Source organism: Carbonicoccus niuqiaonis (genome assembly GCF_050157065.1).
GTDB lineage: Bacteria > Actinomycetota > Actinomycetes > Propionibacteriales > Propionibacteriaceae > Avipropionibacterium.
In genome coordinates this window covers 705671-729723 of record NZ_CP189573.1, presented here as the reverse complement: position 1 = coordinate 729723, position 24053 = coordinate 705671, and the positions used below count along the sequence as shown (strand labels likewise).

General features: G+C 70.3%; 21 protein-coding genes. 11 read left to right on the top strand and 10 right to left on the bottom strand.

What is annotated here, in order from left to right; genetic code table 11:
• Position 1: 1 nt before the first annotated feature.
• Together ACQBAU_RS03280 and ACQBAU_RS03275 are read right to left on the bottom strand one after the other, a co-directional pair.
• Positions 2-1282 carry an NADase-type glycan-binding domain-containing protein gene (locus ACQBAU_RS03280; RefSeq protein ID WP_465255203.1) on the bottom strand — a complete coding sequence of 427 codons (1281 nt, stop codon included), beginning with the start codon at positions 1280-1282 and terminating at the stop codon, positions 2-4.
• A gap of 78 nt (positions 1283-1360) precedes the next feature.
• A complete protein-coding gene (locus ACQBAU_RS03275) occupies positions 1361-1612 on the bottom strand; it encodes a MoaD/ThiS family protein (RefSeq protein ID WP_465255204.1) in 252 nt (83 codons plus the stop codon).
• 67 nt (positions 1613-1679) lie between these two features.
• On the opposite strand from ACQBAU_RS03275, the gene ACQBAU_RS03270 reads away from it, so the two are divergent.
• On the top strand, positions 1680-2366 hold the full coding sequence (locus tag ACQBAU_RS03270) for a response regulator transcription factor (RefSeq protein WP_465255205.1): 687 nt from the start codon (positions 1680-1682) through the stop codon (positions 2364-2366).
• Here ACQBAU_RS03270 and ACQBAU_RS03265 read toward each other — a convergent pair.
• Entirely contained in the window at positions 2309-2962 is a 654-nt protein-coding gene (locus tag ACQBAU_RS03265; protein ID WP_465255206.1) for a hypothetical protein, read from the bottom strand. The genes ACQBAU_RS03270 and ACQBAU_RS03265 overlap by 58 nt on opposite strands.
• 101 nt (positions 2963-3063) lie before the next feature.
• Between ACQBAU_RS03265 and mshD the strand changes: the two genes are divergently transcribed.
• From mshD to ACQBAU_RS03225, 8 genes are all read left to right on the top strand, one after another.
• Positions 3064-3975 carry a mycothiol synthase gene (gene mshD, locus ACQBAU_RS03260; RefSeq protein WP_465255207.1) on the top strand — a complete coding sequence of 304 codons (912 nt, stop codon included), beginning with the start codon at positions 3064-3066 and terminating at the stop codon, positions 3973-3975.
• Entirely contained in the window at positions 3972-6101 is a 2130-nt protein-coding gene (locus ACQBAU_RS03255; protein ID WP_465255208.1) for an RNA degradosome polyphosphate kinase, read from the top strand. The genes mshD and ACQBAU_RS03255 overlap by 4 nt, the downstream gene beginning before the upstream one ends.
• Before the next feature lie 22 nt (positions 6102-6123).
• On the top strand, positions 6124-7023 hold the full coding sequence (locus tag ACQBAU_RS03250) for an NUDIX hydrolase (protein WP_465255209.1): 900 nt from the start codon (positions 6124-6126) through the stop codon (positions 7021-7023).
• Between the two features lie 106 nt (positions 7024-7129).
• The gene (locus ACQBAU_RS03245) at positions 7130-8251 is read left to right on the top strand and encodes a phosphate ABC transporter substrate-binding protein PstS (RefSeq protein WP_465255210.1); all 1122 of its coding nucleotides are present in this window, start codon (positions 7130-7132) and stop codon (positions 8249-8251) included.
• Between the two features lie 180 nt (positions 8252-8431).
• Entirely contained in the window at positions 8432-9421 is a 990-nt protein-coding gene (gene pstC / locus ACQBAU_RS03240; protein ID WP_465255211.1) for a phosphate ABC transporter permease subunit PstC, read from the top strand.
• Positions 9421-10569 carry a phosphate ABC transporter permease PstA gene (gene pstA, locus ACQBAU_RS03235; RefSeq protein WP_434550251.1) on the top strand — a complete coding sequence of 383 codons (1149 nt, stop codon included), beginning with the start codon at positions 9421-9423 and terminating at the stop codon, positions 10567-10569. The genes pstC and pstA overlap by 1 nt, the downstream gene beginning before the upstream one ends.
• Positions 10570-10639: 70 nt before the next feature.
• On the top strand, positions 10640-11419 hold the full coding sequence (gene pstB, locus ACQBAU_RS03230; RefSeq protein ID WP_465255212.1) for a phosphate ABC transporter ATP-binding protein PstB: 780 nt from the start codon (positions 10640-10642) through the stop codon (positions 11417-11419).
• An 18-nt stretch (positions 11420-11437) separates the two neighbouring features.
• The gene (locus tag ACQBAU_RS03225) at positions 11438-12301 is read left to right on the top strand and encodes a DUF2510 domain-containing protein (RefSeq protein WP_465255213.1); all 864 of its coding nucleotides are present in this window, start codon (positions 11438-11440) and stop codon (positions 12299-12301) included.
• Between the two features lie 44 nt (positions 12302-12345).
• On the opposite strand, the gene ACQBAU_RS03220 is transcribed toward ACQBAU_RS03225, so the two are convergent.
• Positions 12346-13713 (bottom strand): glycoside hydrolase family 3 N-terminal domain-containing protein, encoded by a 1368-nt coding sequence (locus tag ACQBAU_RS03220; protein ID WP_465255214.1) that lies wholly within the window; start codon positions 13711-13713, stop codon positions 12346-12348.
• Between the two features lie 93 nt (positions 13714-13806).
• On the opposite strand from ACQBAU_RS03220, the gene ACQBAU_RS03215 reads away from it, so the two are divergent.
• Positions 13807-14388, top strand: a complete 582-nt coding sequence (locus ACQBAU_RS03215; protein WP_465255215.1) for a biotin transporter BioY — start codon at positions 13807-13809, stop codon at positions 14386-14388.
• 18 nt (positions 14389-14406) lie between these two features.
• On the opposite strand, the gene ACQBAU_RS03210 is transcribed toward ACQBAU_RS03215, so the two are convergent.
• From ACQBAU_RS03210 to ACQBAU_RS03200, 3 genes are read right to left on the bottom strand one after another with little or no spacing between them, the layout of a single operon-like run.
• Positions 14407-15807 (bottom strand): mycothione reductase, encoded by a 1401-nt coding sequence (locus ACQBAU_RS03210; protein WP_465255216.1) that lies wholly within the window; start codon positions 15805-15807, stop codon positions 14407-14409.
• A gap of 38 nt (positions 15808-15845) precedes the next feature.
• Complete coding sequence (locus ACQBAU_RS03205) at positions 15846-16856, bottom strand: Gfo/Idh/MocA family protein (RefSeq protein WP_465255217.1); 1011 nt, start codon at positions 16854-16856, stop codon at positions 15846-15848.
• 2 nt (positions 16857-16858) lie between these two features.
• The gene (locus ACQBAU_RS03200; RefSeq protein ID WP_434550258.1) at positions 16859-17872 is read right to left on the bottom strand and encodes a Gfo/Idh/MocA family protein; all 1014 of its coding nucleotides are present in this window, start codon (positions 17870-17872) and stop codon (positions 16859-16861) included.
• A 142-nt stretch (positions 17873-18014) separates the two neighbouring features.
• On the opposite strand from ACQBAU_RS03200, the gene ACQBAU_RS03195 reads away from it, so the two are divergent.
• A complete protein-coding gene (locus tag ACQBAU_RS03195) occupies positions 18015-19007 on the top strand; it encodes a LacI family DNA-binding transcriptional regulator (protein WP_465255218.1) in 993 nt (330 codons plus the stop codon).
• Positions 19008-20211: 1204 nt separating this feature from the next.
• Here ACQBAU_RS03195 and ccsB read toward each other — a convergent pair.
• The 3 genes from ccsB to ACQBAU_RS03180 all read right to left on the bottom strand — a co-directional run bounded on the left by ccsB (position 20212) and on the right by ACQBAU_RS03180 (position 24050).
• On the bottom strand, positions 20212-21267 hold the full coding sequence (ccsB, locus tag ACQBAU_RS03190) for a c-type cytochrome biogenesis protein CcsB (protein WP_465255384.1): 1056 nt from the start codon (positions 21265-21267) through the stop codon (positions 20212-20214).
• 135 nt (positions 21268-21402) lie between these two features.
• Entirely contained in the window at positions 21403-23283 is a 1881-nt protein-coding gene (gene resB / locus ACQBAU_RS03185; RefSeq protein WP_465255219.1) for a cytochrome c biogenesis protein ResB, read from the bottom strand.
• Between the two features lie 2 nt (positions 23284-23285).
• Positions 23286-24050 carry a cytochrome c biogenesis CcdA family protein gene (locus tag ACQBAU_RS03180; protein WP_465255220.1) on the bottom strand — a complete coding sequence of 255 codons (765 nt, stop codon included), beginning with the start codon at positions 24048-24050 and terminating at the stop codon, positions 23286-23288.
• Positions 24051-24053 lie beyond the last annotated feature (3 nt).

The following is a 24053-nucleotide window of genomic DNA, read 5'->3' as shown; positions in this document are numbered from 1 at the left end:
ATCAGCGCGGCGCGGCGAACACCACGTCGGAGATGACCACGGCTTCGCGGCCGGCCGTCGTCGTCCCGGGATTGGTGACCCGCAACACGGTGAGCGTGAGCGGCCCTTCGGTGACGGGGATCCGGATCCGTTGCATGGTGGCGGTCTCGTCCTCGAGCAACTGCTCGACGGAGCTGCCGTTCGGCAGGGTCCAGCGCACCAACATCACGCGACGGTACTCGGGGTAGCGGTCGCTGCCGTCCTGCGGATCCACCTTCGCGTACCCGTTGATCAGTCCGACCTCGGCGACCTGGTGACCCTCCGGGATCGTGAACGTGATCGACGGGGCGGTCTGCTCGTCACACCGCCAGGCCGTGTTCGGGTCGTCGTCGAGCAGGTTGGTGGGACCGTAGGTGACGGTGTTGCCGGCGGCGTCCAGGGCCGGCTCGGCCACGCACCCGGCCGTCACCCCGACCCCGTCGATCGCGGCGACCTCCCCGTCCCAGACCTGGCCGGGGACGGCGGCCGGTGAGCTCGGTGTCGGGCTGCTCACCGCACTGCTCTGGCCGAGGTGCGCCCACGGCAGTTGACCCAGGCCGCCGACCCCGAAGACGGCGCCGGCGGCAGCGACCACCAGGCACAGCGAGACCGCCAGGGCCGCAGCGGCACCGCGACGGCCACGTGAGCGAGGCGGTGCCCCTTTCGCGGGCCTGGCTCCCGGGACCGCACGCGGTCCGGCCGGCGTGACCGGGGCGGAGGCGAACGGGGCAGCCGGGCGGACCGGAGCAGCGGGGGCGAACAGGGCGGCGGGCATCGGCCCGGTGTCCTCGGTCGGCGAGGCGGCAAAGCTGGGCCGGAACGGTTCGGTCGGTTCGCCACTGTCCATCGAATGGGCCACCGGACGGTCGGTCGGGCCCGACACCGACGCCGTGGGCCGGTGGCCGGTCACCGGCGCGGGGGCGGTGGGACGTACGTCGGCCCGGAACAGCCAGCCGAACGGATCACCGTCGCCGGGCTCGTCAGCTCCGGCCGGCACGGCGGCCTCCCGGAGGTCGGTCGGTGCCGACTCGGCAGCGGGGCCCGCGTCGGCCTCCTCCGAGGCCGCGGTGTCGTCGGACGCGGAGAAGGAGAAGAACGGGACCTCCCCCAGCGACGCGATCTCGTCGTCGATCTCCCGCTGGGTCCGCGCCCGAACGACCGCCAGGTCGTCCTCCGGCGCCACCCGGGCAGCACTCGGCCGGCCGGCGGGCACGGCGGCTGCACCCACGAGCCCACGGCGAGACTGGGGATCGGGATCGGTCATGGCACCGGCAACTCTAGTGGGCCGACCGACGAGAGTCCCAACCACGACTTCTATCGTTACCTGCCGGTAGCCGAACGGTCATCCGCCGGCAAAGGGCGGCAGCACCTCCAGCGTCGCGGGTGCGGCCACCCCGACGAGCTCGTCGCGGCGCCGCCGTACTCCGTCCACCAGGAACGAGGCGCTGGCCACGACCCGCGTCAGCTCAGGGTCGTCGTGGGCGTCGAGTGCCTCCCGCAGCGCCACGTCACAGTCGTCCGCCTCGACGGTCTCCTCCGCGGCCCCGGCCGCGGCCCGCGCAGCCGCCCAGTAGCGGATCCTCACGCTCGCCATGCCAGTATCCTCACCCCACCACCCACGCGCTCCAGCGCCGGGGTCCGATTCGGCAGGAGGTACGCCCATGGCGACCCTGCTGCTGTTCACCCCGGGCCCGGAGACCTCGGCCGACGTACTGCCTGCGCTGGGGCTGCTCGATCATCACGTCCGGGTGGTGCCCGCCGATGCGGCGGCCGTGTCGCGTGCCCCGGTCGCCGACCTGTGGCTGCTGGACGCCCGCCGCGATCTGGTCGCAGCCCGGGCCCTGTGCCGCAACCTGACCGCTGCCGCCCCGGTACCGGTGCTGCTGGTGGTCGCCCCGGACGGCCTGCCGGTGCTCAGTGAGGCCTGGGGGTTCGACGACTTCGTGCCCACCGCCGTCGGCCCGGCCGAGTTGCAGACCCGGATCAGGCTCCTGCTCGCCGCCGGTCGCGACGGTGAGGTGGTGACCACGGCCGGGCTGGTGATCGATGAGGGTGCGTACGCGGCACGGCTGCACGGCGATCCGCTCGACCTCACCTACACCGAGTTCGAGCTGCTGAAGTTCCTGGCCCAGCACCCGGGGCGGGTGTTCAGCCGGCAACAGTTGCTGAGCGACGTCTGGGGCTACGACTACTACGGCGGTACGCGGACCGTCGACGTCCACGTCCGCCGCCTGCGGGCCAAACTCGGACCCGAGCACGAGTCGCTGATCCAGACCGTGCGCAACGTCGGCTACCGGTTGGTGCCCCCGGCGTCCGACTCGGCACCTTCATCGGGCTCGGCGGACTGATCGTCCGCGTCCGGCTCGTCGAGCGGGTCCGGCGGTGCGAGCCGCCGCCGCTCCAGGGCACGCAGCCGCCGGATGTGAGCCGGCATCGTGCCGGACGGGCCGCTGCGCCGGAGGAACCGGACCGCGCCGATGGCCTGTGCCGCCACCAGCGACACCAGACCCACCATCGCGAGCACCCCGGACGGGGTCGCGAATCCGCCGTCGGCCAACACCCACAGCAGCGCGAACATGCCGGCCAGGACGAGCGCGTACGACACCACGTGCGCCACGAACGAGATCCGCTTCACGGTGTCCAGCCGGGCCTCGGACTCTCCCGACCACACCTTGAGTGCGGCCCGCCAGGCCCCGGCCTGGAAGGCACAGATGAGCAGCATCAGCGCGGTGGCGGTCACGGCGACCAGCGGCCAGATCACGGTCTCACCGGAGAACGACGGGTAGGTCAGCCAGATGGCCACCGAGGCCGCCGTCGAGCAGACCGCCAGCCCCAGTCCGACGTACACCTGCGGCAGGTGTCGACGGGCTCGCTGCACCAGTGCGGGCTGTGCCTTCACCCCGTACTCGGCGACCTGGTCCGGCCGGTACTCCTCGTCACGCATGCTGGCCACCCTACTGCCGCCACCGCACCCCACCGACGGCCCGGCCGACCGCCCCTCGTCGGTTTCCGGCAGGCGCAGCGGATCCGCACTAAGGTTGCTGCGTGACCGACGTCGTGGCCTCCGTCGACCGCCTCGACCCCGATCAGGTCGCGGGGGTCAGATCCCTGCTGTCGCGGTGCACCGAGGCCGACGGTGTGGCCCCGTTGAACGAGGACGCCCGGCTCGCGCTCGACGGGAGCCCCGGCGACACGGTCCGGCACGTGGTGGCCCACACCGCAGACGGGGAGCTGATCGCGTACGCCACCGTGCACGGGACCACCGCCCAACTGGCCGTCGACCCGGCCCATCGCCGCCGCGGCCTGGGCAGCCGACTCGTCGCTGCCGTCGGTCCCGCCCACTGGTGGGCGTTCGGCAACCTGCCCGGAGCGCAGGGCCTCGCCGCCCGCCTGGGGTACGTGATCACCCGCGAGTTGTTGGTGCTCGAGCGCCCCGTCACCGGCCTCGGTGATCCGCGGCCGATCCCTGACACCGTGGCGATCCGGGCCTTCGAGGCCGGGCGCGACGAGGAGGCGTGGCTGGCCGTCAACGCCCGGTCCTTCGCCGACCATCCCGAGCAGGGCCGGACGACCGCGGCCGACCTGGCCGCGCGGATGGCCGAGCCCTGGTTCGATCCCGCCGGCTTCCTGCTCGCGGTCGACCCGGCCGAACCCGACCGAGTGCTCGGGTTCCACTGGACCAAGATCGACCCGGCCGCGCCGGAGGTCGGCGAGGTGTACGTCCTGGGCGTCGATCCCGAGGCCGCCGGTGGTGGCCTCGGCGGGGTGCTGCTCGACGCCGGTCTGGGCCATCTGGTCGGGCGTGGCGTGACCACCATCGAGTTGTACGTCGAGGGCGACAACACCCGGGCCCTTCGGCTGTACGAACGGGCCGGGTTCACCGTGGCCAACCGGGACGTGACCTACGCCGAACCCGAGCAGGACGGGACGCCAGCAGAACGGGAGTTGAGCCAGTGACCCAGCAGTCATCCACCACCAGTGCCGTGGCCGAGACCGGGGCGCGGATCGCGCCGACCGGCAAGTACCTCGACCGCGAGCTCAGTTGGCTCAACTTCAACGACCGGGTGCTCGACCTGGCCCGCGACGCGGCCCGCGTCCCCTTGCTGGAGCGGGCGAAGTTCCTGGCGATCTTCGCCTCCAACCTGGACGAGTTCTACATGGTCCGGGTGGCCGGCCTGAAGCGCCGGATCTCTGCCGGGGTTGCGATCCCGGGGCCGACGGGTCGGATGCCGCGGGAGGTCCACGAGGCCATCTTGGAACGCACCCGCGAACTCGCGACCGAGCACGCCCGGCTGTTCTCCGACGAGATCCGGCCGGCACTGGCGGCCGAGGGCATCGAGTTGTTGCGGTTCGACGACCTGACCGATGCCGAGAAGGCCCGGATGCGGCAGCTGTTCGTGGAGCGGATCTTCCCGGTGCTGACCCCGCTCGCGGTCGACCCGTCCCACCCGTTCCCCTACATCTCCGGCCTGTCGATCAACCTGGCGGTGCTCGTGCGCAACCCGCAGACCGGGGCCCGCCAGTTCGCCCGGGTGAAGGTGCCGACCGTGCTGTCACGGTTCCTGCCGCTGTCGGAGGGCCGGTTCGTGGCCCTGGAGGACGTGATCGCCCACCACCTCGACCAGGTGTTCTCCGGGATGCAGGTGATCAGTCACCACTTCTTCCGGGTCACCCGCAATGAGGACCTCGAGGTCGAGGAGGACGACGCGGAGAACCTGCTGTTCGCCCTCGAGAAGGAGTTGCTGCGCCGCAAGGTGGGTCGGCCGCCGGTGCGGCTCGAGGTCGAGGACGACATCGACGAGCACATGCTGGAGCTGTTGGTCTCCGAACTCGACATCTCCACCCGGGAGGTGTTCCGGCTGCCCGGACCGCTCGACCTGCGCGGGCTGTTCTCGGTCGCCGATCTCGACCGGGCCGAGCTGAAGTACGCGACCTTCCTGCCCGGCACCCATCCCGACCTGGCCGAGGTGGAGACCGCCCAACCGGCCGACCTGTTCGCCGCGATGCGGCAGCGGGACGTGCTGTTGCACCATCCGTACGACTCGTTCGCCACCAGCGTGCAACGGTTCGTCGAGCAGGCGGCCGCCGATCCGCACGTGCTCGCGATCAAGCAGACGCTGTACCGGACGTCGGGCGACTCCCCGATCGTGGACGCACTGATCGACGCCGCCGAGGCCGGCAAGCAGGTGCTGGTGCTGGTGGAGATCAAGGCCCGCTTCGACGAGCAGGCCAACATCGCGTGGGCCCGCAAGCTCGAACAGGCCGGCTGTCACGTGGTGTACGGCATCGTCGGACTGAAGACGCACTGCAAGTTGTCACTGGTCGTACGCGACGAGTCCGACAACCTGCGCCGCTACGCCCACATCGGCACCGGCAACTACCACCCCAAGACGGCCAGGCAGTACGAGGACATGGGCCTGCTGACCGCCAACCCGATCGTCACCGAGGACGTGGCCCGCCTGTTCAACCGGCTGTCCGGGATGACCGGGGAGACCTCGTACCGACGGTTGCTGGTGTCCCCGCACGGCATCCGCGACGGGCTGATCGAACGGATCGGCGCCGAGATCGAGCACCATCGCGCGGGTCGGCCGGCCCGGATCCGGATCAAGGTCAACTCCTTGGTCGACGAACAGGTCACCGACGCGTTGTACGACGCGTCGACGGCCGGGGTGCCGGTGGACCTGTGGATCCGCGGCATCTGCACGCTGCGGCCCGGCGTCCCGGGGATGAGCGAGACGATCCGCGTCCGATCGGTGCTGGGGCGGTTCCTGGAGCACTCCCGACTGTTCTGGTTCGAGAACGGTGGCAGCCCGGCCGTGGGGATCGGCTCGGCCGACATGATGCACCGCAACCTGGATCGGCGAGTGGAGACCATGGTGTCGATCACCAACCCCCGCCACGTCACCCAGATCGGTGCCCTGTTCGACCTCGCCTTCGACGACGGCAGCGCGACCTGGCAGCTCGACGGCAACGGCGACTGGACCGAGCACACCCGCGAGGCCGACGGCACGCCGCTGCTCGACATCCAGGAGTTCCTGACCGAACGCTCCGGACGCCGTTCCCGGGCCACCACCGGCGACTGAGACAGCGACCGGGGTCACCGTCGTGAGCACCACCAAGCCTCCGATCCGGGCGGCCGGGGCCGTCGTCCTGCGCACCACACCCGAGGCGCGGGCCGGCGAGCAGGACGTGGCTCTCATCCATCGGGAGCGCTACGACGACTGGACGCTGCCCAAGGGCAAGCTCGAGCGCGACGAGTGGCCGGCCGTGGCGGCCGTCCGGGAGGTGGCCGAGGAGACCGGGCTCACCGTACGGCTGGGCGTGCCGTTGGACCGGATGCGTTACCGACTCCCCGACGGCGACACCAAGATCGTCGACCACTGGGTGGCGACGGTGGTGGCCGAGGAGCCGCGACCGCCCGACGAGGAGGTCGACGCCGTCGAGTGGGTTCCGGTCGCCGCGGCCCGGACCCGGTTGACCCACGACATCGACCGCGCCCTGCTCGACCAGGCCGTTTCGCTGCCACCGACCACCCCGTTGGTGCTGTTGCGCCACTGCAAGGCGGTGTCACGCAAGGACTGGTCCGCCGCCGACGCCGACCGGCCGCTCAGTCCGTTCGGCGAGCGGCAGGCCGAGCGGGTGGTCGACCTGCTCCGGTCGTACGGCATCGAGCGCGTCGCCTCGTCGGCGTGGGAGCGGTGCCTGCAGTCCGTACGGCCCTACGCCGCGACGCTCGGGGTCGACGTCGAGGCCCACCAGGAACTCACCGAGGACCTCTTCGAGACCGACCCGGAGGCCGCCGCCGACTTCGTCGCCGACGCCCGGGAACGGACCGCCGCCGGCCTGCCGACCGTGGTGTGCGGGCACCGACCCGGGCTCCCGCAGGCCCAGGAGGGGCTGGACATCCCGCCGCGCAAGCTCCGCACCGGCGAAGCGGCGGTCGCGCACCTGGACCGTGAGGGCAATCTCGTCGCGGTCGAGTGGCAACGCGCCGTATCGAGTTGAGCCTGTAACCGAACGTTCATCTTCACAGGCCCGAACGGTCACGTGTCCTCCTTACCGTCACAACGGCAAGGGGGAACCCAAACACCAAAGTCATGAAAGGCACCTAGTGAAGATCAGTCGAGTCGGCGCTTTCCTCGCCGCAATCACGGTCTCGATCAGCCTGGCCGCGTGCCAGTCCGATGCCCCGCCGGCCGGCGGTGGCGGCGAAGGCACGCCGGGCGGGGGTGGCGAATCCCAGGTCTCGGTCTCGGGCACGCTCACCGCTGGTGGCGCCTCCTCCCAGGAAGCGGCCATGACCGCCTGGGTCCAGGGCTTCCGTTCGGTTGCTCCCGACATGCAGGTCCAGTACAACCCGGTCGGTTCCGGCTCGGGTCGTGAGGGCTTCCTGGCCGGGCAGTACACCTTCGCCGGCTCCGACGCGTCGCTGGACGAGGAGGAGTACGAGGCCTCGAAGGAGATCTGTGGCCCGGAGGGTGCGTTCAACGTCCCGGCCTACATCTCCCCGGTCGCGGTGGCGTACAACCTGCCTGACGTCTCGGAGAACATCAAGATGGACGCCGAGACCATCGCCGGCGTCTTCGCCAAGAAGATCACCAAGTGGAACGACCCGAAGATCGCCGAGCAGAACGAGGGCGTGGAGCTCCCCGACCTCAACATCACCACGGTGCACCGCTCCGACTCGTCGGGCACCACCGAGAACTTCACCGACTACCTGACCGCCGCCGCGCCGACCAACTGGACCTACGACGTCGTCGAGGACTGGCCGGCCGAGATCGCGTCGGAAAACGCCCAGGGCACCGGCGGTGTCGTCGGCCTGGTCAGCCAGACCGAAGGTGCGATCACCTACGCCGACGCGTCGGCCGTCGGTGAGCTGGGCACGGTCGCGGTGAAGGTCGGCGAGGAGTACGTGCCGTACTCGGCCGCTGCCGCGGCCAAGGCCGTCGAGACCGCGAACCGGGTCGAGGGTGGCGCCGAGGTCAACATGGCCGTCGAGCTGGACCGCACCAGCACCGAGGCCGGCACCTACCCGATCGTCCTGGTGTCGTACCACATCTTCTGCACCACCTACTCCGACGAGGAGACCGTGAACCGCGTCAAGGCGTTCGGTTCGTACGTGTTCTCGGAGGCCGGTCAGGCCGCTTCCGAGAAGGCCGCCGGCAGCGCCCCGCTGTCCCCGGCCCTGTCGGAGGAGGCCATCGCCGCCGTGGAGTCGATCACCACGGCCTGAGGCAGGCGCACCACCCGGTCACCACGGTGACCACAGCGGCTGTGGCGGGCTCGATTCCGGGCCCGCCACATCCGCGTCAGCCCCGCACCGGCTTGACGTTCCCCCCGGGCCGCCACGACTGTTGACTCACCAGAACAGAAGGCCAGTCACATGAGCCAGACCACATCACGGGAGAGCCGCGTGTCGCAGTCCACCAGCACGACCGACCCGGAGGCCGAAGCCTCCGACGTCACCGCCCTCGTCGGCAGCGGCAGCAGCGGCGGCCGCTTCGGCGACAAGCTCTTCGCCGGCATCACCCTCACCGCCGGCATCGTCATCCTGGTCGTGCTGGCCGGGGTCGCGATCTTCCTGGTCCGCGACGCGGCCCCCGCGATCGTCGCCACGCCTGAGGAGCTCGGTCGCGACACCGGCTTCTTCGGCTACGTCTTCCCGCTGATCATCGGCACCCTGGTCGCCTCGGCGATCGCGCTGGTGGTGGCCACCCCGGTGGCGATCGGCGTCGCCCTGTTCATCTCCCACTTCGCGCCCCGGCGGATCGCCCAGCCACTCGGCTACGTGATCGACCTGCTCGCCGCCATCCCGTCGGTGGTCTACGGCGCCTGGGGCTCCACCTTCTTCGGCCCCGCACTGGTGCCGGCGTACGCCTGGATGGCCGAGAACCTCAACTGGATCCCGATCATCGGCAACCTGTTCGGCCCGGACTACTCCGCCGCCGGTCGTACCCTGCTCACCGCGAGCCTGGTGCTGGCGGTGATGATCCTGCCGATCATCACCTCGCTGTGTCGCGAGCTGTTCATCCAGACCCCGAAGCTGCACGAGGAGGCCGCGCTGGCCCTCGGCGCGACCCGCTGGCGGATGATCCGCGCGGCCGTGTTCCCGTTCGCCCGGGCCGGCATCGTGTCGGCGGTCATGTTGGGCCTCGGCCGTGCCCTCGGCGAGACCATGGCGGTCACCCTGGTGCTGTCGCAGGGGCCGCTGACGGCGAACCTGCTCGCCCCGGGCAACTCGACCATCCCCGCCGAGATCGCACTGCACTTCCCCGAAGCGTTCGGCATCAACCGGCAGCTGCTGATCGGCGCCGGCCTGGTGCTCTTCGTGATCACCATGCTGGTCAACATGTTGGCCCGCGTGATCATCTCCAAGTCCGCCGAGTTCTCGGGAGCGAACTGATGAGCACCGACACCGTCACCGAAGAGCCCGGCGGCCCGGAGGCACCCATCGTCCGCCCGGTCGTGACCTCGCTCCGAGGCAAGCGGCTCCCCTCGTTCGTGCCCGCCGTGATCGCCGTCGCCGCGTTGGTGCTGAGCCTGCCCGTGCTCCTCCTCACCGGATTCTCGATCGTGCCGTGGCTGGTCGTCGCCTGGGTGCTGTTCCTTCCCATCTACGCAGCAGCGGCCTGGCTGGTCGAAGGTGGCGAACAGGCGCGCGACAAGTTCTGGACCGCGCTGATCTACTCCGCCTTCGCGATCGCGGTCGTACCGCTGCTGTGGGTGAGCTGGACCGTGCTGTCGACCGGCCTGCCGGGTCTGCTCGACCCCGGCTTCCTGAACAATTCGATGACGTACGCCACCGGGCTCACCGACCAGGATGCGGCCGCCGGCAAGGGCCCCGTCCTCGGCGGCATCGCCCACGCGCTGCTCGGCTCGGTGCTGATCACGCTGGCCGCCACGGTCATCTCGGTGCCGATCGGGCTGCTCACCTCGATCTACCTGGTCGAGTACAGCCAGGGCGGCCTGCTGTCCCGGGCGATCACCTTCTTCGTCGACGTGATGACCGGCATCCCCTCGATCGTCGCCGGCCTGTTCGGTGCGGCCCTGCTGCTGCAACTCGTCGGCCCGCAGGACAACCTGATGGGCTTCACCGCCGCGGTCGCCCTGTCGGTGCTGATGATCCCGGTGGTCGTCCGGTCGACGGTGGAGATGTTGCGGGTCGTGCCCAACGAGTTGCGGGAGGCCTCGTACGCCCTCGGCGTCCGCAAGTGGCGCACCATCATGAAGGTGGTCATCCCGACCGCCATCTCCGGCATCGCGTCCGGTGTCACGCTCGCGATCGCCCGCGTGATCGGTGAGACCGCGCCGATCCTGGTCACCGCCGGTGTCGCCGTCGGCATCAACGCCAATCTGTTCAAGGACTGGATGATGACGCTGCCGGTGTTCATCTACCGGCAGATCTTCTTCCCGACCGCGCCGTCGGCGCCCGGGCCGTCCTTCGAGCGTGCCTGGGGTGCGGCGCTGGTGCTGATCATCCTGGTCATGCTGCTCAACCTGCTCGCCCGGGTGATCGCGAAGGCGTTCGCCCCCAAGACCTCGGGCCGCTGAGCCCCACCCCAGGCGGCTCACACCAGCGAGCCACCGCCGGCAACCAACAGTAAGGACGTCACCGCACACCATGTCCAAGCGCATCGAAGCAAAGTCCGTCCACGTCTACTACGGCGACTTCATGGCCGTGGAGGACGTCAACATCCGGATCGAACCGCGTACCGTCACCGCGTTCATCGGTCCGTCGGGTTGTGGCAAGACCACCTTCCTGCGGACGCTGAACCGGATGCACGAGGTGCTCCCGAACGCGACGGTCAAGGGTGAACTGCTGTTGGACGACGAGGACATCTACGCCCCCGGCATCGACCCGGTCCGGGTGCGAGCCCGCGTCGGCATGGTGTTCCAGCGGCCCAACCCGTTCCCCACGATGTCGATCCGCGACAACGTGCTCGCCGGGTTCCGGCTGAACGGCATCCGACTGTCGAAGGCGAAGGCCGACGAGGTCGCCGAACAGTCGCTGCTCGGCGCGAACCTGTGGAACGAGGTCAAGGACCGGCTCGACCGTCCCGGATCGGGGCTGTCGGGTGGTCAGCAGCAGCGGCTCTGCATCGCCCGCACCATCGCGGTGCAGCCCGAGGTGATCCTGATGGACGAGCCGTGCTCCGCCCTCGACCCGATCTCCACGCTGGCCGTGGAGGACCTGATCGCCGAGCTCCGCGAGAAGTACACGATCGTGATCGTGACCCACAACATGCAGCAGGCCTCGCGGGTCTCGGACCGGACGGCGTTCTTCAACATCGCCGGCACCGGCAAGCCGGGCAAGCTCATCGAGTACGACGACACCGACACGATCTTCTCCAACCCGTCGGAGAAGTCGACCGAGGACTACATCACCGGCCGCTTCGGCTGACCCGCCTAGACTTGGGCCGTGAGCGGACAGCAAGGGTGGTACCCCGATCCCGGCGGCCAACCGGGGATGTTCCGGTACTGGAACGGGCGTGAGTGGTCCCAGGCGCTGTCCCCGACACCGTCCGCGCCGCCACCACGATCGGCGTCGCCGGAGTCGATGCAGGTCGGCGGTCGCGACGACGACCGTCGGCAGGTCTGGCCCTGGCTGCTGGTGGCCGGGGCAGCGGTGGTCGCGCTGATCGTGATCGGCGCCATCTTCCTGCCCGGGTTGGCCGGCCGGACGCCCGGGGTCAACCCGAACCCCGGCGGCGAGACGGTGTCCGACCCGTGCCCGCCGATGCCGACCTCCCTCGAGACGCCGAAGCCGCAACCGGGTGACGGCCGGGTCCACGGCGGCCCGTTGTCGTACCCCCAGTTGGGATCCCCGTGGGGTGGCGTGCAGCCCGACCTCCGGGTGCCGTTCGGCCGGGACGTCGCCAAGCAGCAGGTGATGGTCGAGGAGAACTATCGCGGCTCCAACTCCTGGGTCGCCTCGATCCTGGTCGCCGAGCTGATGGCCGGCGACGGCTTCTTCTCCCCCGAGCAGGGCTCGGAGATCGTGGCGCGCTGCGTCCTGGGGGTGTTCTACGGTGACGCGATCGTGGAACGCGACGACAAGGTGAACCAGGCCGCCACCATCGACGGGCACGAGGCGTGGATCCTGGAGTCCCACCTCAGCTTCGACATCGAGGGTCTGGAGACCAAGGGCGAGTTGTTGATCATCGCGATCGTCGCGGTGGACGACTGGCGCGCCGGCATCTACTACGCCTCCATCCCCGACACCCGTCCCGACCTCGTGCCGGCCGCCCGGGAGTCGCTCGAGCAGCTCAAGGTCACCGCCTGACGCTCGTCCAGCCTGTCGAGATGCCCGTGAAGCCTGTCGAGACGTCAGCAGCTGGCGAGCCCGCGGCGCTCCTTCATCCGCAGCACCCGCTCGGCGGATTGGTCCACCCGTCGGGCGAACTCGGGATCCGACTTCGCCTCGGCCGCGATCGCGTCGACCATCTCGTCGGCGGTGCTCGGGTCGACGTTGATCACCAGGTCACCCCCGGCCCGGATGAACAGCACCGCCCGCTGTCCGGCATCGACGTACGCCACCTGCTTGGCCACCCCGAGGTCGTCGGAGATCACCACGCCGGTGAACCCCATGTCGTCCCGAATCATCCCGTCGACCACCGTCGGGGAGAACGCGGCCGGCTGCTCGGCGTCGATCTTGCTGTAGACCGCAGTCGCCACCATCACCATGTCGGCCTTCGCGTCGACGGCAGCCCGGAACGGTGACAGCAGCGGATCATGGCGGGTTGTGGTGTCGTCGACCACCTTGGTCCGGTGGTCGGTGTTGCCGATCACGCGGCCGAGCCCGGGGAAGTGCTTGACGCTGCTCACCGCCCCGGCCTCGCCGTACCCGGACACCACCGCCGACACCTTGGCCGACACCACGTCCGGGTCGGAGCCGTAGCCGCGACGGTTGGCGCTGATCGGCTCGTTCCGTCGGCCGATCGAGGCCGGGACGACGTCGGCGACCGGGCCGAGCGGCGAGTTCACCCCGGCCTCGAGCAGCTGCTTGCCCCAGCGCGTGGCGGCCTGTTCGAGCTCGGCATCGGACCAGGTGGCCTGCTCCTCCGCCGACGGGATGTCGTCGAAGCCGGGCCCCTGCAGCCGCTGCACGACCCCGCCCTCGTGGTCGGTGGCGACGAACAGGGTCGTGCCGGGTGACTGGTGGGCACCTGCCCGGAGCCGATCGGTGAGCTGCTTGGTCCGGGCCACGCTGTTGGTGGTGTTGCCCATCAGGATCACCGCACCGGCCCGGGTGTCCCGCAGCACCTGGAGTTGGCCCTCGCTGACCTGGCTGGAGTTGACCCCCACCATCATCAGCTGACCGATCAGGTCCGACTCGGACAACCGGTCGGCACAGCTGGTCGACGAGCCGGTGGTGGCCGGACTCGACGGCGCCTCGCTCGTCGGGTTCGTCCCACCGTTCCCCGGGGACGCCGTGCCCGGGGAGGCTGTGCCCGGGGACCCCGGACCCGCCGTCGCGGTACCGCTGGTTTCCGCCGTTGCACCGGGCGGCGGGGTCGCCGCGGGTCCCGGACCGGCCGGCTGGCAGCCGAGCAGGAGCAGCAGGGACAGCGCCAGCACGGGGAGGCGGAGGTGGATTCCGCAGAGCGACCGGTCGACCGTTCTCCGGGCCCGCTCCCCCGCGGCAGCGGCCCCGTCCCCCACCGCCGACCGGTCACTTTTCGGAATCTGCGTCACGTCCGCGATCGTACTCATCGCTCGGACCGCAGGACGGGCCCCGGTGGCCTCCGGTAGGCTGACCGCAACCGCACCTGTTGGAGGTCACCGCGCATGTCCACCGTTTCCGCTGTCGCAGCACCCCGGACCCTGGCCGACGCCGTTCCCGGCGGGCTGGTCCGCAGCATCGTGCTGGTGCTCGCCGGAGCCGGCTTCGTCGGCCTGTCGGCGCAGGTCGTGGTGCCGCTGCCGTTCACGCCCGTCCCGCTGACCCTGCAGACCTTCGCGGTGCTGTTGACCGTCGCCGCCCTCGGCAGCGTCCGCGGCTTCGCCTCGATGGCGGTCTACATGCTCGCCGGACTGGCCGGGGTGCCGTGGTTCTCCGACGGGTCGTCCGGCTTCGCCGCCGCGTCGTTCGGCTACATCGCCGGCTTCCTGCTGGCCGCGTTCGTGGTGGGCCGGCTCGCCGAGCAGAAGGGTGCCGACCGCAAGGTCGCCCCGGCGCTGGGCCTGATGGTGCTCGGCAACCTGGCGATCTACGCGATCGGGGTGCCGTGGCTGATGGTGGTCACCGGGGCCGGCCTGCCGGCCGCCCTGGGCATGGGCGTGGTGCCGTTCCTGATCGGCGACGCCCTCAAGATCGTCGCCGCGACCGCGCTGCTGCCGACCACCTGGGCACTGCTCAACCGCCGCTGAGTCCCGGCGTCCGGCCGGTCAGAGTTCGAGGGCCAGCAGCGCGTTCTCGATGACCTCGGGCAACGCGGGATGGATCCAGTACTGGCCGCGGGCCATGTCGGCCACCCCGAGTCCGAAGCTCATCGCCTGGATCAGCGGCTGCACCAGCGTCGAGGCCTGCGGGCCGATCAGGTGGGCCCCGACCAGCTGCCCGGTGGCCCGGTCGGCGACCAACTTGCAGCAGTGGCTGGTGTCCTCCATCGCCCAGCCGTAAGCGACCGTCCCGTAGTCCTGCACCGCGACCGCGACGTCGATCCCCCGGGACCGTGCCTCAGCTTCGGTGAGCCCGACGGCAGCGACCTGGGGATCGGAGAACACCGCGTGCGGGACGAACCGGTGGTCGGCCTCGATCGCGTCGTCGGGGTGCAGCAGGTTGTGCTGGACGATCCGGGCCTCATGGTTGGCGACGTGCTTCAGCTGCCATGGTGAGCAGATGTCGCCCAGGGCCCAGATGCCGTCGGCCGTCGTCTGCTGCCGGCTGTCGACCCGGACCAACCCGGCATCGTCGACCTCCACCCCGGTCCGGGCGAGGTCGAGGGTGTCGCTGTTGGGGGTCCGGCCGGTCGCGACCAGCAGGACGTCGACCTGGTGGGAGTCACCGTTCGACAACTGCACCGCGACCCGGTCGCCGGCGAGCGGGTCGACCCGGGTGACGGTGGTGTCGAGGTGCAACTCCACCTGCTCACTCATCGCGGCGGTGAACCGGGCCGAGATCTCGGCGTCCTCCTGTCGCAGCAGCGCACCGGAGCGGTTGACCATGATCACCTTGGTGCCGAAGGCACCGAACACGTGGGCGAACTCGGCGGCCACGAACCCACCACCGATGATCATGATCGACTCCGGCAGCCGGTCCAGTCGCATCACGGTGTCGGAGGTGTGGACGGTGACCTGGTCGATCCCGGGCCACGACGGCACGACCGCCCGGCTACCGGCTGCCAGCACGATCTTGTCGGCGGTGATCACCTCACCGGTGCCGGTGTCGATCCGACGCTCCCCGACGAACTTCGCCTCGGCCCGGAACAGCGTGACGTTCTCGTTCTCACGGCGCCACTGCTCACCACCGGCCGAGATCGGGTCGATCCGACCGAAGATCCGGTCCCGGACGGCCGGCCAGTCGACCCCGTCGTAGCGAAGCCGTACGCCCAACCGCTCGGCCTGGGCCGGGCTCGCGGCGTGGTCGGCCGGCAGCACGAACATCTTGGTCGGGATGCAGCCCACGTTGAGGCAGGTTCCACCGAAGGTGCCCCGCTCCAGCAGCGCCACGCGCTGGTCGGCGAACTGCTCGTCGATCAGGGAGTTCCCCGACCCCGAGCCGATCACCGCCAGGTCGAAGTGTCGCCCGTCCCCGTCAGCCGTCCGGCTGGCCCCACCATCACGCATGGGCCCCATCCTGACATCCGGCCGACCCGGGTCCCGCGTCAGCGGTGCCAGGTGAGCAGTTCGCCGCCGTTGGCCGCGCTCTGCTGGGCCAGCAGCGACACCCGGGTGGCGAGGATCGAGTCGGCGGTCGAGACCGACGGCTCGACGCCCTGGCTGATCGCGTCCAGGAAGTACGTGGCGGCCGGGATGTTCGGCGCACACTCGATCAGCTCGGGCTCGGTGGTGTGGGTCGCCAGGAACAGTTCACCGGTGCGCCAGTTGAGCTCGGCGGTGCCCTCGGTGCCGGTGATCCGGATCCGGTAGTCGCCGTGCCACGGGGCGGCCGCGGGCGACATCCAGTGCACCTCGAGCGAGGCCATCGCCCCCGGCGCACCGTCCACCCCGTCCCCGTGCACGGTGGCCAGCCCGGCATCCTCGAAGCCCGGCTTGTCGAGCTGGGCGAAGTTTCCGGCCCGGCCGCTGACCGTGCCCGACTGCGTCCCGGTCAGCCACAGGTACATGTCGATGTCGTGCACCACCAGGTCGTTCAGGATGCCGCCGTACGACTCCGGCTGCCAGAACCAGTCCGGCCGGGTGGGCTTGTTGAGCTTGTGGGGGCCGGTCGCGTGCAGCAACGTCAGCTGCCCCAGACGGCCCTCGTCGACCAGTTCGCGGACCTTGACGCTCGGTCCGTACCCACGCTTCTCGAACATCACCGACAACTGCTGGTCGGTCCCGGTGACGGCCTGCTCGATCGCGTCGAGCTGCTCCATCGTGGTGCACAGCGGCTTGTCGGCGACGACGTGGGCACCCGCGGCGAGCGCGTCGAGCACGATCTGCCCACGGTCACCGAAGGCGGCGGCCACGCCGACCACCGTCGGCTTCGTCGCCTCCAACAGGGCCTGGTGGCTCTCGTACGGGGTGAGGCCGGTCTCTGCGGCGACGGCCTCCCGCTTGGCCGGATCGGTCTCGGAGAACCCGACGATGCGGGCGTCGTCGCGACCCGCGACCGAGTCGAGGAAGTACATGAAGTGGCCGTGCTGGACGCCGGCGATGGCAAGGTCGATCATGGTCAGATCCGTTCCGGGGTCACGCGGGCGCCGGTGCGGGCCGACGTGTACACCGCTTCGATGAGTGCGACGGTGGCGGCACCGTCGGCGAGGGTCACCATGGGCTGCGAGCCGTCGTTGATGGCGTGCAGCAGGTCCTGCCACTGGGTGATGTGGCCTTCGGCGTCGATGATCGGCGAGGACGCACCGCTCTCGACCCGGGAGGCGGCCGGCGGCGGCTCGGCCGCACCGGTCCACCGGACCACCTCGGTGTGGTGGATGCCCACCGCGCCCTCGGAGAAGTAGAGGTTCAGCTCGGCCGGCAGGCCGGGCTTGGTGGCGGTCGAGGTGACGATCGCACCCAGCGCACCGGAGGCGAAGCGGATCGCCGCGACGGTCGTGTCCTCGGCCTCCATGTCGGCCACCAGGGTGGCGGTCTGGGCCTGGACGTCGGCCACCTCACCGAAGAGCCAGCGCAGCAGGTCGACCGAGTGCAGGCCCTGGTTCATCAGCGAGCCGCCGCCGGGAGCGGCACGACGCCAGGCGGCGTGGTTGTAGTAGTCGGCGTCGCGGTGCCATCGGATCAGCGCCTCCCCGAGCACCGGGTTGCCGAACTGTCCGGCGTCGATCGCCTGCTTGAGGTGGACGTGCTGCGACTCCAGCCGGCGCTGTGACACCACCCCGGCGACGGTCCCCGCCCGCTCGGCGACCTCGACCAGTCGCCGCGCGTCGGCGACCGAGGTGGCGACCGGCTTCTCCACCAGCACGTGCTTGCCGGCCTCGAGCGCGGCGATGGCGTGTTCGGCGTGCAGGCCGCTCGGCGAGCAGATCCCGACCACCTGGATCGAGTCGTCGGCGAGCAGACCCGCGACGTCGTCGTACGAACGGACCTGGTCGACCCCGCTGCCACCGACGGTGCCGCGCAGTTCGAGGCCGTCGACGGCCCCGACAGCGGTCATGTGGGTGGTGCCGATCGAGCCCAGTCCGATGATGCCGACACCCAGCTGGTCACCCGGCGCCTTGTCGGTCGTGGCCACAACGTCTCCTCATCAGTCGCAAGCGATTGCAATCAGCACCCTAGACGACGGGCACCGCCGGCCCGACCCCCGGGACACCGTTGGTGGGCACAGGTGCAGAACTTCCCACCGATGTGGGACATTCAGCCTTATGGTGACAAAGGTGACCACTCGCAAGCACGCCACGATCCGCGAGATCGCGAAGGCCGCCGGCGTCTCGACGGCAACGGTGTCGCGGGCGTTCTCCCGACCCGAGATGCTCTCCCCCGAGACGGTGGAGAAGGTGCGGCAGGTCGCCGCGGAGCTGCACTACGTGCCGAACCGCAGCGCCCGGGCCCTCAGCACCGGCCGACAGGGCGCCATCGCCATCATCGTCTCCGACATCGCCAACCCGTTCTTCTCGCCCCTGATCCGCGGCATCGAGCGCCAGTGCGACAGTGCTGACGTGCTGGTGCTGCTGGGCGACACCGACGAGACCGCCGGCAAGGAGAGCACGCTGCTGGGCAAGCTGTTGCACCAGTCCGACGGCGTCATCCTGGCCGCGCCCCGGTCCGGCGACGCGGAGCTGACCGCCCACGCCCGGCAGACCTCGATGGTGCTGGTGAACCGCGACCTCGACGGGGTCTCGCAGGTGTTGATCGACTCGGCGATCGGGATGCGGCAGGCCGTTGCCCACCTGGCCGAGCTGGGCCACCAGCACCTGGTGTACGCGGCCGGACCGGCCGACTCGTGGGCCAACGGCGAACGTCGCAAGGCGATCATGTCCGCGGCCCGGCGGCACAAGGTCAAGGTGACGACGCTCAAGGCGCTGCGGCCCACCCACGAGGCGGGCATCAAGCTGGCACCCGACGTGGTCGCCAGCGGTGCCACCGCGGTGATCGCCTTCGACGACATCCTGGGTCAGGGAATCATGGCGGGGATCTGGGCCGCCGGGTTGTCGGTGCCCGACGACATGTCGGTGATCGGTTGCGACGACATCACCGCGGCCCGGTCCTACCCGGCGATGACCGCGATCTCCGCGGACGTGATCGCCGCCGGCGAACGGGCGGCCGAGACACTGCTCGAGGTGATCCGGGAGGGTCGCGCGCAGGAGCCGGTGATCATCCCGACCCGGCTCGTGGTGCGCGACTCGACGGGCCCGGCGCGCAGCCGCTGAGTCGACGGTCGCGACTCGGCAGGAAGGCCAAGCTCACGTACGGCCCTGCACACGAACGGCCCTGCACACGAACGGCCCTGCACACGAACGGCCCTGCACACGAACGGCCCTGCACACGAACGGCCCTGCACACGAACGGCCCTGCACACGAACGGCCCTGCACACGAACGGCCCTGCACACGAACGGCCCTGCACACGAACGGCCCTGCACACGAACGGCGCACCTTCACTCTCGGCCCGCCCACCCTCTCGTGGGCCTCACACGCCAGCGGAGCGGAGCTCGTTCACCGATAGGTCACCAGGAGAGGAATCCTCGACACGACCGCCCCTCCAACTGCCCTCTCAGCGAGATGCCACCTCTCCAACTGCCCACTCGGCGGGGCGGCACCTCGCCAACTGCCCTCTCAGCCTGCCCCACCTCGCCATCTGCCCACTCGGCGTGATGCCACCTCGCCAACTGCCCACTCGGCGGGACACCACCTCGCCAACCGCCCCACGACACGCTTGGGACGCGTACGGGCGGGTGTCGAGCGGGATCGGTCACCGATAGGTCACCAGGAGAGGAATCCTCGACACGACCGCCCCTCCAACTGCCCTCTCAGCGAGATGCCACCTCTCCAACTGCCCACTCGGCGGGGCGGCACCTCTCCAACTGCCCTCTCGGCGGGACACCACCTCGCCAACCGCCCCACGACACGCTTGGGACGCGTACGGGCGGGTGTCGAGCGGGATCGGTCACCGATAGGTCACCAGGAGAGGAATCCTCGACACGACCGCCCCTCCAACTGCCCTCTCAGCGAGATGCCACCTCTCCAACTGCCCACTCGGCGGGGCGACACCTCTCCAACTGCCCTCTCGGCGGGACACCACCTCGCCAACCGCCCCACGACACGCTTGGGACGCGTACGGGCGGGTGTCGAGCGGGATCGGTCACCGATAGGTCACCAGGAGAGGAATCCTCGACACGACCGCCCCTCCAACTGCCCTCTCAGCGAGATGCCACCTCTCCAACTGCCCACTCGGCGGGGCGACACCTCTCCAACTGCCCACTCGGCGGGGCGACACCTCTCCAACTGCCCACTCGGCGGGGCGGCACCTCGCCAACTGCCCACTCGGCGGGGCGACACCTCGCCAACTGCCCACTCAGCGGGGCGCCACCTCTCCGACTGCCCTCTCGGCACTCGGGTGGTAGGGCCGGTGTCGGTCAGATGCCGGCGTACGAGTGCAGGCCGCTGAACAGCATGTTGACGCCGATGAAGTTGAACCAGAACGAGGCGACGCCGATCAGCGCGATGACCGCGGCCCGCTTCCCGCGCCAGCCGGCGGTCGCCCGGGCGTGCAGGTAGCAGGCGTAGATCACCCACGTCACCAACGCCCAGGTCTCCTTCGGATCCCAGCCCCAGAAGCGACCCCATGCGTACTGCGCCCAGACCGCACCGGCGGCGACGGCGAAGGTCCACAGCGGGAAGGCGAAGGCGTGCAGTCGGTACGCGATCGCGTCGAGCCGGTCGGAGTGCGGCATCTTGGCCCAGTAGCCGCGGACGGTCTCCTTGCGTTCCATCCGGCTGCGGATCAGGTAGAGGATCGAGGCGAGGGCGCCGACGTTGAACGCCGCACCGGCGACGGCGGCCGCGGCGATGTGCACGACGAACCAGACCGAGTGAAGGGCGGGCACCAGGGGGGCGACGTCGACGTAGAAGACGGTGACGGCCAGCCCGGTGCCGAGGGTGGTCACGAGGGCGGTCGGCAGCCCGAGCCAGCGCATCGTGAACTTGAACGCCATCACCAGGTATGCGAGGCCGATCAGCGCGACCGCCGACAGCGTGAACTCGTACATGTTGCCCCACGGGGCCCGCTGGCCCGCGATCCCGCGGAACACCAGACCGGCGACGTTGAACAGCACGGCCAGCACCATCAGGTTGACCCCGAGTCGGCCGAACATCTCGATCCGGCGCGTCCGGGCCGCGTCGACCTCAGCACCGGTGGGGCCGGCGTCGTCGCCGTCAGCCAGGCCCGACGCCTCGGAATCGGTCGTGTCGACGTGGTCGGTGTCGTCGGCCTCGCTGGCGTCACTCTCGATGGCGGGTCCGGCGCCAGCGGTTGCCAACGCCTTGGTCCGGCGCGGGGCCCGCTTCGCGACCGGGATCGCCGTGACGTTCCGGGCCACGCCCCACTCGATGGCGTGGGCGACCAGCGACAGCAGGTAGAACACCAGTGCCGTCAGGATCGCAAGGTCGGACAGGTTGGCCCAGTCGGACATTCGTTCCACCACTCTCTGCTCGGCCAGCCGGATGGTCGGCGGCCGGGACCAACTGTATACCTTTCAGGCTGCCCCACGCCCGGCGAGCCCCTCGGCAAGCTCGGGGAGCGTCAGCAGGCGCCTCGGGACCGTGATTCAGCGCTCGTCGAGCTTGTCGAGGCGTCCCTCGTCCTCGCCGTCCTCGTCCTCGCCGTCCTCGCCGTCCTCGTCCTCGCCGTCCTCGTCCTCGCCGTCCTCGTCCTCGCGGTCGTGGTCCTCGCCATCCTCGTCATCCTCGGCGTCGAACTCCTCGGATCCCCCGCCGGCTGCCGCGGCCAGGGCCGCGACGTCATCGTCCAACCCGTGTCGGGCGTCCGCCCGGTCGAGTCCGGCAACGTGGATCTCGTCGTCGGTGACCCGCACCCAGAGCCGGCGGGGCCGGATGAACAGTGACAGGCAAAGTCCGAGTACGGCGGCCCCGATCGAGCCGGCGGTGAGCCACAGCGCGGGCGTACGGCTGATCTGCAACTTCACCCACCGGTCGTAGCCGTCGAACGTGATCGACCCCTTGCCGTCGGGCAGTGTCACGGTGTCACCGGGCTTCATCTGCATCCGCAGTACGTCGTCGCCCTCGGTGAACTGGGTCAGCCCGCGGGTGTCGAGGGAGTACACGTTCTGCGGCTCCCCGGTCTCGACCCGGGGCGGGCCGTACCACGCGTTCAGGAACAGCCGCGGCGCCAACGCATCGGGGAACACCGAGCGCGGACCGTACTCGTCGACGATCCCGGTGGGCAGGAAGAAGCCCTGGAACGCCAACTGCTCGGGCCGGGCGTCGACCGCCTTGATCGCGCCGGCGGAGGAGAAGTTGCCGTCCTGCGGCAGGAACACCACCGGCCCCTGCCAGGCGATGTCGCCGTTGCTGTCACGCACCGTCACCGTCGGGGCATAGCCGTGGCCGAGGACGTGCACCTGGGTCCCGCCCATCTCGAGTGGGTGGTTGACCTCAATGGTCTCCTGCCGCGGCGTCGCGCCGGGCCGGTCGATCACCGTGGTGTCGGCCCGGAACACCCGCGCCGCGCCGGTCTGCACCTCACCGGTCTCGAACTGTGCCTCGAAGTGGTCCACGGTGATGTGGAACGGGGCCAGGTCGCCCGCGTCGAACCGCGGCCCGGACGTCAGGTCGTCGTACTGCGTCATCGTGTTGGAGAAGCTGTTCCCCACGACGACGATGGCGCTGCCGCGGTAGCCGTACAGCGTCCCGATCGCCACCCCGATCAACAACAGCACCAGGCTCAGGTGGAACACCAGGTTGCCGGCCTCGCGGAGGTAGCCCCGTTCGGCGGACAGGTTGTCCCCCCGTACGGCCACCCGGAACCGACGCGACCGCAGGTGCTCGGCGGCGCGCTCCAGGACGTCGTCGGTGTCGTCGACCTCTGCCCCGTTCTCGGCATCGGTGCCGTCGCCTGTTTCGGTGCGACGGGCCACCACCTGGTGCACCGGCAGCCGGGTGAGGCGGGCCGGAGTACGGACCGGTTCGGCCCGCACCGCCTTCGCGTACACCATGACCCGCGGCAGGATGCAGCCGATCAGCGACACGAACAGCAACAGGTAGATCGAGGAGAACCAGACCGACGAGAACACGTCGAACATGCCGATCCGGTCGTAGAACTCGCCCAGCCCCGGGTTGGCCTCGATGAAGTCCTCGACCTGGATCGGTGACACCGACCGCTGCGGCACGATCGACCCCGGGATGGCCGCCAGGGCCAGGCAGAACAGCAGGATCAACGCGGTCCGCATCGAGGTCAGCTGGTTCCACCAGTAACGCAGCGTGGCCCGCAGCCCGAGAGCCGGGGCTTCCTCGGTCCCCCGGCGAGGGGTCTTGGCCTTCGTGTCGTCGGCCGTCGTCGCGTCGGCCTTCGTGGCGTCCGGCTTCGTGGCGTCCGGCTTCGTGGCGTCGGGCTCGGACTTGGCGGGCCGGTCCTTCGTCGCCCGGCGGGTCGTGCGCGCGGCGGGGTCGGTGGTGTCTCGGGTCCCCATGATCAGATCACCGGGGTGAAGAGCGCGATGAGATTGCGGGCCTGGGCCATCAGCAGGTCCCACAGGCCCGTGACGAGCATGATGCCGACGATGATCATCGCCACCCCGCCGATGCGCATGATCAACCGCTGGTGACGCCGCATCACGTCGACCACCTTGGTCAACCTGGTGAACCCGAGGGCGACCAGCACGAACGGCAGGCCGAGCCCAAGGGCGTACACGAACGCCAACAGGGCACCGCGGACCGCCGAACCCTCGGTCCAGGCCATCGAGATCACGACCGTCAACGTCGGGCCGATGCACGGGGTCCAGCCCAGCCCGAAGACGACGCCGAGCAGCGGGGCCCCGGCAACCCCGACGGCGGGCACCCGGTTGAGCCGCAGGTCACGGCGACCGATCGGCAACCAGCCGGCGAAGATCAGTCCGACGATGATCACCACCACCCCGAGCACCCGGGTGATCACGTCACGCCACTCCAGCAACGTACGGCCCGCGCCACCGGCGATCGCGCCGGTCAGCACGAACACCGCCGCGAACCCGAGGACGAAGAGTGACGCCCCGGCCAGCATCCGGCCCTTGTTGCCACGCCCCTCCACCACCTCGGTCGCGCTGAGCCCGGTCGCGTACGACAGGTAGCCCGGCAGCAGCGGCACGACGCACGGGGAGAAGAAGGACACCAGCCCGGCCAGCAGGGCCACCGGGATCGCGATGATCATGGAGGAGGCGACGGCTTCGGCCGCCCACTGCCCGATGTCGAGGGGGATCATGGC